This is a genomic window from Blastococcus colisei (assembly GCF_006717095.1).
In the GTDB taxonomy this organism is placed as follows: domain Bacteria; phylum Actinomycetota; class Actinomycetes; order Mycobacteriales; family Geodermatophilaceae; genus Blastococcus_B; species Blastococcus_B colisei.
The window spans coordinates 564,426-577,527 of sequence record NZ_VFQE01000002.1 but is presented as its reverse complement, the minus strand read 5'-3'; the positions used below and the strand labels follow the sequence as shown (position 1 = coordinate 577,527).

Annotated in this window: 12 protein-coding genes; 8 read left to right on the top strand and 4 right to left on the bottom strand. The window is 72.3% G+C overall.

What is annotated here, in order from left to right; translation table 11 throughout:
- Window positions 1-5: 5 nt before the first annotated feature.
- The 6 genes from FHU33_RS22225 (at window position 6) to FHU33_RS22200 (ending at window position 7,091) form a co-directional block, all read left to right on the top strand.
- Window positions 6-830 carry a MetQ/NlpA family ABC transporter substrate-binding protein gene (locus tag FHU33_RS22225; protein WP_142027746.1) on the top strand — a complete coding sequence of 275 codons (825 nt, stop codon included), beginning with the start codon at window positions 6-8 and terminating at the stop codon, window positions 828-830.
- 249 nt (window positions 831-1,079) lie between these two features.
- On the top strand, window positions 1,080-2,783 hold the full coding sequence (locus tag FHU33_RS22220) for an ABC transporter substrate-binding protein (RefSeq protein WP_142027745.1): 1,704 nt from the start codon (window positions 1,080-1,082) through the stop codon (window positions 2,781-2,783).
- Window positions 2,784-2,871: 88 nt separating this feature from the next.
- Window positions 2,872-3,876, top strand: coding sequence for an ABC transporter permease (locus FHU33_RS22215; RefSeq protein ID WP_142027744.1), 1,005 nt, complete (start codon window positions 2,872-2,874; stop codon window positions 3,874-3,876).
- Window positions 3,877-3,916: 40 nt separating this feature from the next.
- Window positions 3,917-4,849, top strand: coding sequence for an ABC transporter permease (locus FHU33_RS22210; protein ID WP_246064194.1), 933 nt, complete (start codon window positions 3,917-3,919; stop codon window positions 4,847-4,849).
- Window positions 4,850-4,854: 5 nt separating this feature from the next.
- On the top strand, window positions 4,855-5,937 hold the full coding sequence (locus tag FHU33_RS22205; protein ID WP_246064119.1) for an ABC transporter ATP-binding protein: 1,083 nt from the start codon (window positions 4,855-4,857) through the stop codon (window positions 5,935-5,937).
- Complete coding sequence (locus tag FHU33_RS22200) at window positions 5,934-7,091, top strand: ABC transporter ATP-binding protein (protein ID WP_142027742.1); 1,158 nt, start codon at window positions 5,934-5,936, stop codon at window positions 7,089-7,091. Before FHU33_RS22205 ends, FHU33_RS22200 begins: the two co-directional genes overlap by 4 nt.
- Window positions 7,092-7,202: 111 nt before the next feature.
- Here the strand turns inward: FHU33_RS22200 and FHU33_RS22195 are convergent, their stop codons facing one another.
- Window positions 7,203-7,574 carry a Rieske (2Fe-2S) protein gene (locus FHU33_RS22195; RefSeq protein ID WP_142027741.1) on the bottom strand — a complete coding sequence of 124 codons (372 nt, stop codon included), beginning with the start codon at window positions 7,572-7,574 and terminating at the stop codon, window positions 7,203-7,205.
- 114 nt (window positions 7,575-7,688) lie between these two features.
- On the opposite strand from FHU33_RS22195, the gene FHU33_RS22190 reads away from it, so the two are divergent.
- Both FHU33_RS22190 and FHU33_RS22185 read left to right on the top strand, forming a co-directional pair.
- Window positions 7,689-9,722: a TPM domain-containing protein gene (locus FHU33_RS22190; protein WP_142027740.1), complete on the top strand. Its 2,034-nt coding sequence runs from the start codon at window positions 7,689-7,691 to the stop codon at window positions 9,720-9,722.
- 87 nt (window positions 9,723-9,809) lie between these two features.
- Window positions 9,810-10,583: a VOC family protein gene (locus tag FHU33_RS22185; RefSeq protein WP_142027739.1), complete on the top strand. Its 774-nt coding sequence runs from the start codon at window positions 9,810-9,812 to the stop codon at window positions 10,581-10,583.
- A gap of 38 nt (window positions 10,584-10,621) precedes the next feature.
- Here the strand turns inward: FHU33_RS22185 and FHU33_RS22180 are convergent, their stop codons facing one another.
- From FHU33_RS22180 to FHU33_RS22170, 3 genes are read right to left on the bottom strand one after another with little or no spacing between them, the layout of a single operon-like run.
- Window positions 10,622-11,056, bottom strand: coding sequence for a PPOX class F420-dependent oxidoreductase (locus tag FHU33_RS22180; RefSeq protein WP_142027738.1), 435 nt, complete (start codon window positions 11,054-11,056; stop codon window positions 10,622-10,624).
- Window positions 11,056-12,024, bottom strand: coding sequence for a pirin family protein (locus FHU33_RS22175; protein WP_142027737.1), 969 nt, complete (start codon window positions 12,022-12,024; stop codon window positions 11,056-11,058). Before FHU33_RS22175 ends, FHU33_RS22180 begins: the two co-directional genes overlap by 1 nt.
- A 25-nt stretch (window positions 12,025-12,049) precedes the next feature.
- Window positions 12,050-13,078, bottom strand: coding sequence for a pirin family protein (locus FHU33_RS22170; protein WP_142027736.1), 1,029 nt, complete (start codon window positions 13,076-13,078; stop codon window positions 12,050-12,052).
- Between the last annotated feature and the right edge of the window lie 24 nt (window positions 13,079-13,102).

The window sequence follows — 13,102 nt, the reverse complement described above, 5'->3', positions numbered from 1 at the left end:
CGCACATGCTCCGCCCCACGAGGTCCGCCCTGGCCACCGTCGCCACCGCCACCCTGCTCGGCCTCACCGCGTGCGGCGGTGGGGACGCCGAGCTGTCGGCCGCCGACGAGCCGCTGAGCGTCGGCGCCTCGCCGGTGCCGCACGCCGAGATCCTGCGATTCATCGACGAGGAGCTCGCCGACGACGCCGGGCTGGACCTCGAGATCGTCGAGTTCACCGACTACGTGCAGCCCAACGTGGCGCTCGACGACGGCTCCATCGACGCGAACTACTTCCAGACCGTGCCCTACCTGGAGGAGCAGGAGGCCAACGCCGGCTACGACTTCACCGCCCTCGATCCGGTGCACATCGAGCCGCTGGGCATCTACTCCGCGTCGCTCGACGACCTGGCCGACCTCCCGGACGGCGCCACGGTCGCGATCCCGAACGACCCGACCAATGCCGCCCGCGCGCTCCGCCTGCTCGAGGCCAACGATCTGCTCACGCTGGCCGACACCGGCGAGGCCGCACCGACCGCGATCGACATCGCCGAGAACCCGAAGAACCTGGAGATCCAGCAGGTCGAGGCAGCCCAGCTGCCCCGCTCGCTGGCCGACGTCGACGCCGCGGTGATCAACGGCAACTACGCCATCGACGCCGACCTCTCGCCGGCCGACGACGCGCTGGCGCTGGAGGAGGCCGACGGCAACCCGAACGCCAACCTGCTCGTCGTGCGCAGCGGCGACGAGGACGACGAGCGGATCACCCAGCTGGAGGAGCTGCTGCACTCCGCGGAGGTCCGGCAGTTCATCGAGGACACCTACGCCGGCGCGGTGCTGCCGGCCTTCTGAACCGGGCATCGTGCACCGGCCCCGGACCATCGCACCGCGACGGTCCGGGGCCGTCGCCGTCCGGGAAGCGTGCGCTCACCCGGGCGCGGACCAAGGTCACGAGATGGTGTCGATGACGCCATCGCACTCACCAGCAGCGACGGCGGCGTCCTAGGGTTCCGCGGTACGTCTGTGGAGCGATTTCCGTCCACGGCTGTCCCGCCCGGAGCTCATCCGGCCCGACAGGGCCGAGAAGGCAGGTCTTCCGCGATGTCACGTCGCCACACCCGAGCGCTCGCCGCGTCGGCGTCCGCGCTCCTCGCAGTCACCTTGGGTGCCTGCGCCTCCAGTGATCGGGACGACTCCGGCGGTGGAACCGCCGACGGTGAGTCCGGCGGCACGCTGGTCTTCGGTGCCGCCGGTGACCCGGCCATGTTCGACCCGGCCTTCGCCAGCGACGGCGAGACGTTCCGGATCGCGCGGCAGATCCACGAGGGCCTGCTCACCAACGAGCTCGGCGGCACGGAGCCGGTGCCCCAGCTGGCCGAGGACTGGGAGGTCAGCGAGGACGGCCTCGAGTACACCTTCACCCTCCGTGAGGGCGTGAAGTTCCACGACGGCACGGACTTCAACGCCGAGGCGGTCTGCTTCAACTTCGACCGCTGGCACAACTTCGAGGGCCTGGCCACCAGCCCGAGCGCCTCGTACTACTACCAGGCGGTCTTCGGCGGCTTCGCCAGCACGCCCGACACCCCGAGCATCTACGAGAGCTGCGAGGCGACGGACGAGAACACCGCCGTCATAACGCTCACGCAGACCACCTCGAAGTTCCCGGCCGCGCTTTCCCTGCCGGCCTTCTCCATCCAGAGCCCCACGGCCCTGGAGGAGTACAACGCCGACGACCTCAGCGGCAGCGAGGACGCACTGACCTACTCCGAGTACGCCCTGGAGCACCCGGTCGGCACCGGCCCGTTCAAGTTCGACAGCTGGGACCGCGGCAACGACGAGGTCACCATCGTCCGCAACGACGACTACTGGGGCGAGCCCGCGCTCCTCGACGAGATCATCTTCCGGACGATCTCCGACGGGAACACCCGCCGGCAGGAGCTGCAGGCCGGTGAGATCGACGGCTACGACTTCGTCGCGCCCGCCGACTACGAGTCCCTCCAGGGCGAGGGCTTCCAGGTCCTCGTCCGCGACCCGTTCAACATCCTGTACCTGGGCATGAACGGCGGGAACGTCCCCGACTCCGGGGCCAACCCGGCAGTGCAGGACCCGCGGGTCCGTCAGGCGATCGCCCACGCGATCGACCGCGAGACGATCGTGAACTCGCTGCTTCCCGACGGTGCCGAGGCGGCGACGCAGTTCATGCCGCCGACCGTCGACGGCTGGGCCGAGGACGTGACCACCTACGAGTACGACCCGGAGCGGTCGAAGGCGCTGCTGGCGGAGGCCGGGGCCACCGGCACGACGCTGCGGTTCTTCTACCCGACCGAGGTCAGCCGGCCCTACCTGCCGGACCCGGCCGCGATGTTCCAGGTCATCAGCCAGAACCTGACCGACGCGGGTTTCACCGTCGAGCCGACGGCGCTGCCGTGGAACCCGGACTACCTGAACGCGGTCCAGGCCGGTCAGGCCGACGTCCACCTGCTCGGGTGGACCGGTGACTACAACGACGCCTACAACTTCATCGGGACGTTCTTCGCCGAGGCGTCGAACGACCAGGCGTCCGCGGAGTTCGGTGCGTTCAGTGCTCCGGAGATCTTCGCGGCGCTGGCCGAGGCCGACGCCGAGCCGGACGCCGCGAACCGGACGGAGATGTACCAGGAGGCGAACCGCCTGATCATGGACTACCTCCCGGGTGTCCCGATCTCGCACTCGCCCCCGGCGCTCGTCGTGGCCGAGAACGTGCAGGGTCTGGAGCCCAGTCCGCTGACCGCCGAGGTCTTCTCGACGGTGTCCCTCAGCGACTGATCCAGGTGGCCGGCCGCGCCGGTGGTGGCTCACGCCGCTACCGGCGCGGCCGGTCCGTGTCCCGCCCCGGGAAAGGTGACCCGAGCACGTGCTCCGCTTCATCGTCCGGCGGCTCCTCCAGCTGATCCCGATCCTGCTGGGGCTGTCGGTCCTGCTCTTCGCCTGGCTGCGCGCCCTGCCCGGCGGCCCGGCTCAGGCCGCGCTCGGCGAGCGCGCCACCCCCGAGGCGATCGCCCGCTACAACGAGCTGTTCGGCCTCGACGAGCCGCTCTACGAGCAGTACCTGCGCTTCCTCGGCCGGGTCGTCCGCCTCGACTTCGGCACGTCCGCGCGGACCGGCCGTCCGGTGACGACAGAGTTCCTCGAGCGGTTCCCCGGCACCATCGAGCTGACCGTGTTCGCGATGATCTTCGCGATCGGGCTCGGCATCCCGCTGGGCTACCTTGCCGCCCGCAAGCACGGCAGCTGGCTGGACTCGACGTCGGTGATCGGGTCGCTGCTGGGCGTGACCATCCCCGTCTTCTTCCTGGCCTACCTGCTGCGGTTGATCTTCGCCGTCGACCTCGGCTGGCTGCCGGGTTCGGGTCGCCAGGACGTGCGCATGGACGCCACCCGCATCACCAACTTCTACGTGCTGGACGGGCTGCTGACCCGCGAGTGGGACGCCGCCTGGGACGCCGTCCTGCACCTGATCCTGCCGGGGATCGCGCTGGGCACGATCCCGCTGGCGATCATCGTGCGCATCACCCGCGCCTCGGTCCTGGACGTCGTCAACGAGGACTACGTGCGGACGGCGAACGCGAAGGGGCTGGCCAACGCGACGGTGCGCCGCCGGCACATCATCCGCAACGCCCTGCTGCCCGTGTCGACGACCATCGGCCTGCTGACGGGCCTGCTGCTGTCGGGGGCCGTGCTGACCGAGTCGGTGTTCGCGTTCGGTGGGGTGGGATCGGCGCTCTACGACGCGCTCTTCGCCCGCGACTTCGCGATCCTGCAGGGTTTCATCCTCATGCTCGCCGTCGTGTACGTGCTGGTGAACCTGCTCGTCGACATCTCCTACGGTCTGCTCGACCCACGGGTGAGGGTCCGATGACACGGGCGGGAACGGACGGAGGGCGGGCTCGGTGACCGCGATGGGCGACGTCAAGCGCCGGCGGATCGACGAGCTGGCGGCCAGGGCCGGTCAGGTGCCCGAGGGCGAGGGTGGGGTCTCGCTCATCAAGAGCGCGTTCCGGCGGCTGCGCCGCGACCCGGTGGCGATCACCGGCGCGGTCATCGTCGTCGTCTTCCTGCTCGTCGCCGCCTTCGCGCCCTGGCTGGCGCCGCGCGACCCACTGGCCCAGACGCTGCTGTTCCAGATCCGGCCGGGCTTCATCCCGGGCGCTCAGGAGGGGTTCCCGCTGGGCGTGGACAACCTCGGCCGCGACCTGCTGTCGCGGCTGATCTGGGGATCCCGCCAGTCGTTGATGATCGGCGTGGTCTCGACCGTGCTCGGCGTGGTCGTCGGCATGGCGCTGGGCGTGCTGGCCGGCGCCTTCGGTGGCTGGGTGGACACGCTGGTCATGCGCTTCGTCGACATCCTGCTGTCTATCCCGGGCCTGCTGATGGCGATCAGCATCTCGGTGCTCCTGGGTGCCAACCAGTACGCCCTGATGATCGCCATCGCGGTCACCCAGGTGCCGATCTTCGCGCGGCTGCTGCGGGGCTCGATGCTCGCCCAACGCGGCAGCGACTACGCCGTCGCGGCACGGGCCCTGGGGGTGAAGAAGGGCCGGATCGTGTTCGGCCACGTGCTGCCGAACTCCGTCTCGCCGGTCATCGTGCAGGCGACGCTGTCGCTGGCGACCGCCATCATCGAGGCCGCGGCGCTGTCGTTCCTCGGCCTCGGTGACCCCGACCTGGCCCGGCCGGAGTGGGGCGCCATGCTGGCCTATGCGCAGGACTTCCTGTCGGTGCGCCCCGAGCTCGCGATGTACCCGGCCCTCTGCATCATCGTGGTGGCCCTCGGCTTCACCCTGCTCGGGGAGTCGCTGCGCGAGGCCCTCGACCCGAAGTTCCGGAGGTGAGCGGGGTGAGTACGCAGGAGTCGCTGGGCTCGGTGCCGGTGCCGGTGCCGGTGCCGGTGCCGGTGCCGGTGCTCGAGGTCGAGGATCTCGCGGTCACCTTCTCCCGGCGTGGCGAGCAGGCGACCAAGGCGGTGGACGGCGTCAGCTTCACCGTGGCTCCCGGGGAGACGGTCGGCCTGGTCGGCGAGTCCGGCTGCGGCAAGTCGGTCACCTCGCTGGCGATCATGGGACTCCTGCCCGGGCGGGGCGTGCAGGTGGCCGGCTCCGTGCGGCTGAACGGCCAGGAGCTCATCGGCGCCGACGTCGGGATGCTGCGGCGGCTGCGCGGATCCGACATGGCGATGGTCTTCCAGGACCCGCTGTCCTCGCTCAACCCGACGGTCCCGATCGGCACCCAGGTCACCGAGGTGCTCCTCGAGCACCGGGACATGTCCAAGAAGGACGCCGCCGACGAGGCGGTCCGCCTCCTGGACAAGGTGGGCATCCCCGACCCGGGGCGGCGGCTCAAGGAGTACCCGCACCAGCTGTCGGGCGGCATGCGCCAGCGTGCGCTGATCGCGATGGCGCTGTCCTGCTCACCGCGCCTGCTCATCGCCGACGAACCGACCACCGCCCTCGACGTCACCATCCAGGCGCAGATCCTCGAGCTGCTGCGCGAGCTGGTCGTCGACACCGGCACCGCGCTGGTCATGATCACCCACGATCTGGGCGTCGTCGCCGGGCTCTGCGACCGGGTGCACGTGATGTACTCGGGGAAGATCATCGAGACCGCCGACCGGCGCGACCTCTTCGCCCGGCCCCGCCAGCCCTACACCGGCGGGCTGCTCGCCTCCGTACCCCGGCTCGACTCCGGCCGGGGTACGCCGCTGACCCCCATCCGCGGCTCGGCCCGCGACGCCATCCCGTGGTCGCAGGGCTGCGCCTTCGCACCGCGGTGCGATAACGCCCAGGACGACTGCCTCACCGAGGTGTCGGGGCAGGTCGTGCCGCTGGAGTACGACGGTCCCGGCCGGGAACTGCGCTGCCGCCACCCCATCGAGTACCCAGCATCACCGTCCGGTGCCACCGCCTCCGGAGCCGCCCGATGACGACCCCCAGCCCGGCAGCGAGCGCGCCGGCAGAGCCGCTGCTGCAGGTCCGCGGCCTGAAGGTCCACTTCCCGATCAAGCGCGGGATCGTCTTCGATCGCACGGTCGGCCACGTGCGCGCCGTCGACGGGGTCGACCTCGCCATCGACCGGGGCACGACCTACGGCCTGGTGGGCGAGTCCGGCTGCGGCAAGTCGACGCTGGGCCGGGCGATCCTGCGCCTGGAGGAGCCCACCGCGGGGAAGGTGATCTTCGACGGCACCGACGTGGCCTCGCTCAGGGGCGAGCCGCTGCGGCACATGCGCCAGCGCATGCAGATGGTCTTCCAGGACCCGCTGGGCAGCCTGGACCCGCGACAGAACGTCGAGTCGCTGCTGTCCGAGCCGCTTCGCGCGCACGGCCTGGGCGGGGGCACGAAGGGCATCGCGGAGAAGATCCGCGGGCTGCTGGACGCCGTGGGACTGCCGTCGGCAGCGCTGCGCCGGTACCCGCACGAGTTCTCCGGCGGGCAGCGCCAGCGCATCGGCATCGCGCGGGCGATCACGCTGGAACCGGACCTGCTCATCGCCGACGAGCCGGTCTCCGCGCTCGACGTGTCGGTGCAGGCCCAGGTGCTGAACCTGCTCGAGGAGCTGCAGGAGCGGCTCGGCCTCACCTACCTGGTCATCGCGCACGACCTCGCGGTGGTGCGGCACATCAGCGATGTCGTGGGGGTCATGTACCTGGGCTCGCTGGTCGAGCAGGCTTCGGCCGACGACCTGTACGAGCAGCCGCTGCACCCCTACACGCGTTCCCTCATGAGCGCCGTCCCGGTGCCCGATCCCGAGATCGAGGAGCGGCGCGAGCGCATCCTGCTCGCCGGCGACCTGCCGTCGCCGGCGAATCCGCCCAGCGGCTGCCGCTTCCACACCCGCTGCCCGTGGCGCCAGGAGACGCGGTGCGACGACGAGGTGCCGGTGCTCCGCGAGCTGGCGCCCGGTCGGCTGGTCAGCTGCCACTGGGCCGAGGAGATCCGCGACGGACGGCTGCTGCCCAGGTCGCCGGAGGAGGTCGCCGCCACCCAGGGCGTCGCCGTCCGGGCGACGGGCGCCACGGGAGAGCTCGAGAAGGACGCGCTGCTGCAGGGCGTGGACGAGCCGATCGAGCGCCGCTGACCACCAGGCGTAGGTGCCTATACCCGCGTCCTGACCCGCGGGGCACAGGCATAGGAACCTTTACCTGCGTCCTGGCCCAGAACACAGGTAAAGGTTCCTATGCCTGCGGCACTATTCGCGGACGACGACGTCGTCGCCGCGCCGGACCGCCCGGCGGACGCGGAGCCGCGCGATCCGGCCGAGCAGCTGCACGAGCTGGGTGTAGACCGGCGTCGGGCCGTGGTAGCCCAGGAAGCCCTTCGGGCCCTCGACCATCTCCCCGGTGCGGACGTCGTAGCGGCTCTGGTGCCACGGGCAGACCAGGCACCCGTCGGCGTCGATGCTGCCCTCGGCCAGGTCGGCGAGCTGGTGCCGGCACCTGCGCGAGACCGCGAAGTACCGGTCGTCCCCGGCAGGTCCCCGGTTGCCCACCGCCCAGTCGCCGGCACGGCGGACCGTCCCTGGCGGCAGATCGGCGGCGGGCAGGCGGTCGGATTCTGGCACGGGAGTTCCTCCTCGATCGGTCGCGGCACCCGCCCTACCCCGTGCGGCGCGGCTGGACCCGTCCGCCGTCGGTAGGGTCGGCAGTTCCGTACCGACAAGTTCCCAGGAGGTGCCGTGCGCCGGCTGTTCGTCGTCCTGGGCGTGTCCGCCCTGCTCGTGCTGAGCGGCGGCACGGCGCTGGCCGACCCGCCCTTCCGGCTCGACGAGCAGGTGGTCGACCTGGTCGGTGCACTCAGCGGGAACGAGTCGCAGGTCGACGACGCGCTGGAGGAACTCCGCGCGGAGGACGGGACGCAGCTGTTCGTCGTCTTCGTCAACAGCTTCGACGGGTCCGATGGTGACGAGTGGGCGGATGCGACCGCCGAGCTGTCGCAGCTGGGCGGCAGCGACGCGCTCCTCGCCGTCGCGGTGGTCGACGGCGCGTACGGGTTCAAGCTGCCGGAGAGCTCCACCCTGACCGACGCCGAGGTGGCACAGGTCGTCGAGCCGGCGTTCCGCGAGGGCGACTTCGCCGGCGGGGTGGCCGCCTTCGCCGATCTCCTGGGCACCGACGGCTCGTCCGGGACCGTGGCCGGGGAGAGCGGATCCGAGGGCTCCGGCGGCGGTGGCGCGCTCCTGGTCGTCGGCGGCATCGCCGTGGTGGGGGGCGGGGTCTACCTGGTGAGCCGTTCGCGGCGGCGCGCGCGCGAGGGTCAGCCGCCCCCGGTGACCCGGCTCGAGGGGGCCGACCCCTACGAGGGCACCACGACCGAGCAGCTGCAGTTCCGGGCCAGCAGCGCGCTGCTGGAGCTGGACGAGGCGATGAAGACCTCGCAGCTGGACCTCGACTTCGCGCGCTCGCAGTACGGCGAGGAGGCGGTGGCCGGGTTCGGGACGGCGCTCGCGACCTCCCGCGACGAGCTGTCCCGCGCGTTCGCCCTGCGCCAGCAGCTGGACGACGACATGGGTGAGCGGGGGACCGGCACGGACGAGCCGACCACGCGGCAGATGCTGGGGGAGATGCTGCGGCTCACCGAGGCCGCCGGCGCGCGGCTGGACGAGCAGGCCGCCGCCTTCGCCGAGCTGCGCGACCTCGAGCACACCGCGCCCCAGGTGCTGGACGCGCTCTCCCCGCGCCTGGCCGAGCTGCGCGCCCGGATCCCGCAGGAGGAGCAGCGCCTGGCGCAGCTGCAGCAGCGCTTCGCCGCCTCCGCGGTGGCCGCGGTGGCCGACAACGTCACCGAGGCGCGGGCGCGGCTGGCCGCGGCCGAGCAGGAGGTGCAGGAAGCCCGCACGGCGCTGACCTCGGACGAGCCGGGCACCGCGGTGGGCGACATCCGGGCGGCTGAGGACGCCGTCGCCCAGACCGCCACGCTGCTCGACGCCGTCGGTCGGCTGGCGGCCGACCTGGACGCGGCCGGCGGCCGGGTGGCGGCCGTCCGCGCGGAGACGGAGAAGGACCTGGCCGAGGCGCGGTCGCTGATCGCCTCCGGCGACAGCAGCGGGCTGCGGCCGCAGATCGCCCGCGCGGAGGCCGCGCTCGCCTCCGCTGACGAGGCGCTCGCCGGCGCGCAGCCGGACCCGCTGGCCGCCCTCCGGCAGCTCGAGGAGGCCGACATCGCGCTGGAGCAGGCGCTGGTGCACGCCCGGGACGCGCAGACGCAGGTCCGGCGCGCGGCGGCCGCGCTCGACCAGGCCGTGATGACGGCGCGGTCGACGATCGCGGCCGCGGCGGACTTCATCAGCACCCGCCGTGGTGCGGTGGGCCCCGAGGCCCGGACGCGGCTGGCCGAGGCCCAGCGCCACCTCGATGTCGCCGTCGACATGGGCCGCGATGACCCGGTGACCGCGCTGCGCGAGGCGCACCAGGCGACGACGCTGGCGCAGTCGGCGCTGGACCGTGCCCAGGACGACGTCTCCAGCTGGTCCGGAGGGCCAGGCGGATTCGGGGGCGGCTACGGCGGTGGGTACCGGCGGGGCGGAGTCGACCTCGGCAGCCTGGTGCTCGGCGGGATCCTGCTCGGTGGCGGCCGGGGAGGTGGCTACGGCGGCGGCTTCGGGGGCGGCGGTTTCGGGGGCGGCGGTTTCGGCGGCGGCGGTTTCGGCGGCGGGCGATCGGGTGGCGGCAGCTTCGGCGGCGGCGGCAGGAGCGGGGGCGGCCGGTTCTGAGCCACCGCGGGCGGCCCGCGCCCGCGAGGCCTGGGAACTGTCGGTGCCCGGTGGGACGGTGCTCCTCCCGACCAGAAGGAGAATCACATGCCCACACGCGACACCCCGTGGCCCGACGGCACGCCCTGCTGGGTCGACTACGGCGCCGCTGACTTCGACGCCACGAAAACCTTCTACTCGTCCGTCTTCGGCTGGGAGTACAGCGGCGGGGAGCCGGAGTTCGGCGGCTACCTCACCGTGCTGCGCAACGGCCGGATGGCCGGCGGCATGGGCCCGCAGCAGGACCCGGACGACCCACCCAAGTGGACGACGTACTTCGCGGCCGACGATGCCGCCGCGACCGCTGCCCGGATCAGGGATGCCGGCGGCACCGTGCTCGTCGAGCCGATGGAGGTCGGGCCGATGGGCACGATGGTCATCGCGCGCGACCCTCAGGGGAACGTCTTCGGCCTCTGGCAGTCGGGCGTCAACACCGGCGTCCAGATCCACAACGAGGCGGGTGCGCTCGCCTGGAACGAGGCGATGGTCGCCGACACCGCTGCAGCCAAGGAGTTCTACTCCGCCGTCTTCGGCTTCACCTTCGACCAGATGGAGGCCGAGATGGCCGGCGAAGGCATGGACTACGCCACCTTCACCAAGGGCGCGAACCCGTTGGGCGGCCTGGGCGCCTCGGACCCGAGCATGCCGACGGGCTGGCTGACCTGCTTCTCGGTGGCGTCGGCCGACGAGGCGGTGGCCGCGGTCGAGGCGGGGGGCGGCACGGTGACGACGCCCCCGATGGACACACCGTTCGGGCGTTTCGCGATCGTCGAGGACCCGTGGGGCGCGGCGTTCGAGGTCATGCAGGACCCGCCGGCCTGACGGTCACCGGCCGGCGCGCACGGGGCGCGCCGGCCCATTCAGCCGCGCAGCTGACCGTAGGCGTGCTCGGGCCGGAACCGGACGACGAGGCGCCGGTCGGCGACCATGGCGGCGCGGTACTCGTCCCAGTTCTCGTGCTCGCCGCTGATGCCGCGGTAGTAGGTGATCAGCTCCTCGACCGTGGCATCGTGCGGGTCGGCCGCCGGCGGGGTGAGCTCCGCGGTGCCCTCCACGGCGACCCAGGTCCAGAAGTCCGACGAGGCCACGTGCAGCGTCACCCGCGGGTCTCGCTGCAGGTTGCGGGTCTTGGCCCGGTCGGCGGTCACCGAGACCCGGATCAGCTGCGCGCCGGAGTCGTAGGCGTAGCCGACGTTGGACAGCTGAGGGCGGCCGTCCTGCTTGGTGGTGGCCAGCACGCCCCAGCGGTTCTCCGCGACGAATGCGAGCATCCGGGGGTCGATGGAGGCGGCCATCACCGCACCCGCCCACGGGCCTTGAGCGGCATCGCCGGGAGCGAGGGAGCGGGCAGCCGGTCGCCGTCGTACCCGACGACGACGCCGAAGCGGTCGTCCTCGGCGTTCCAGAGCTCGGCGTAGTCGGCGATCTCCTCACCCGACCGGCCGACGAAGTTCCACCACATGACCAGCTGCTCCTCGAACGGCTCTCCGCCCAGCAACAGCAGGCTCGCGGCCTCCTCCGCCCGCAGCCGCACGGTCCGCCGGCCGGTGCCCAGGTAGAGCATCGCGCCGTGCGCCACGGGGGCGCCCTCGACGGTCGCCGACCCGCCGGCGGCCAGCACGGCGTACTCGAAGTCCGGCTCGAGGGGCAGTTCGACATCGGCGCCAGGGGTCAGCCTCAGGTCGGCGCCCACCAGCGGGCTGTAGGCGGTGCCCGGGGAGATGACACCGCCGACCGAGCCCATGAGCACCGTGGCCGTCAGCCCGTCGGAGCGGAAGCCGGGCAGCGTCGCGTGGTGCTGGAAGTGCGGAGCCACCTCGCGGTGCGCGTCCGGCAGCGCGACCCAGAGCTGGGCGCCGTGCAGGAATCGGGGGTGCACAACCGGCGACTGCTCGGAGTGGGCGATGCCGTGCCCGGCCGTCATGAGCGCCAGCTGACCGGGACCGAACACCACGTCGCTGCCGACGGAGTCCCGGTGGTGCACCTGGCCCTCGAGCAGCCAGGAGACCGTCTGCAGTCCGGTGTGTGGGTGCGGGGCCACCTGCATGCCGGCCGAGGAGGTGACGTCGTCCGGGCCGTAGTGGTCGACGAACGCCCAGGCACCGACCATCCGCCGTCCCAGGGTGGGCAGCAGCCGCCGGACTCGGGTGCTCTCGCCGAGCAGCACCTCCTTGCCCGGCAGCAGGTCCATCGCCGGGCCGGCCGCGGTGGCCTCGAGGCCGCCCATCTCGCGGGCGGCCGGGCGGCGGTCGAGGTTGCTCATCGCGGTCCTCCGGAAGGAATCGGCGTCAGGCGCGGGGAGTCGGCGGCGTCGCCTGCCCAGTCTCGCCCCGGACATCAGCATGGGGAACCGGTTCACGGCCTCCGTAGGCGGCGGGGATCGAGCCGAGCCGCCCGGCCTGGAAGTCGGTGAACGCGTCCATGACCTCCTGGCGGCTGTTCATGACGAACGGCCCGTACATCGCGATCGGCTCGCGGATCGGCGCGCCGCCGAGGATGACGACGTCCAGCGCCGGAGTGCGCGACTCCTGGTGGACGGCGCCGTTGATGGTCACCGTGTCGCCGGGGCCGAGGACGGCGAGCTGACCGGTCCGGACCGGGGCGCCGTCGATGCCCACCGAGCCGGCGCCGGAGAGCACGTAGACCAGCGCGTTGAAGTCCGGGCGCCACGGCAGGTCGAGGGTGGCGCCAGGAGAGACGGTGGCGTGCACCATCGCCATGGGCGTGTAGGTGGAGCCCGGGCCGGTGTGGCCGGCGACGTCCCCGGCGATCACCCGGAGGAAGGCGCCGGCGTCCGGGCTGGCCAGCAGCACCGACTCGTCGGCGCGCAGGTCCTGGTAGCGCGGCTCCACCCACTTCTGGGCGCGAGGCAGGTTCACCCACAGCTGGAGGCCGTGGAACAGCCCGCCGCTGACCACGAGGTGCTCCGGCGGGCGCTCGATGTGCAGGACGCCGCCGCCGGCGGTCATCCACTGCGTGTCGCCGTTGCTGATCGTGCCCCCACCGCCGTGGGAGTCGGCGTGCTCGAACGTGCCGTCGATGATGTAGGTGACGGTCTCGAATCCGCGGTGCGGGTGCCAGCTGGTGCCCTTGGGCTCACCGGGGGCGTACTCGACCTCGCCCATCTGGTCCATGTGGATGAAGGGGTCGAGGTCGCGGAGGTCGACACCGGCGAAGGCGCGGCGGACCGGAAAGCCCTCGCCCTCGAAGCCGGACGGCGCGGTGGTGACCGAGCGGGTGCGGCGCCGGACGGTCCCGGGTGCGGGCACCGGGACGCGGGCCAGGGTGGTGGTGTCCTCGACGGTCACGGCAGGCATGCCGGCCTCCTCGGTTGAGTGTTC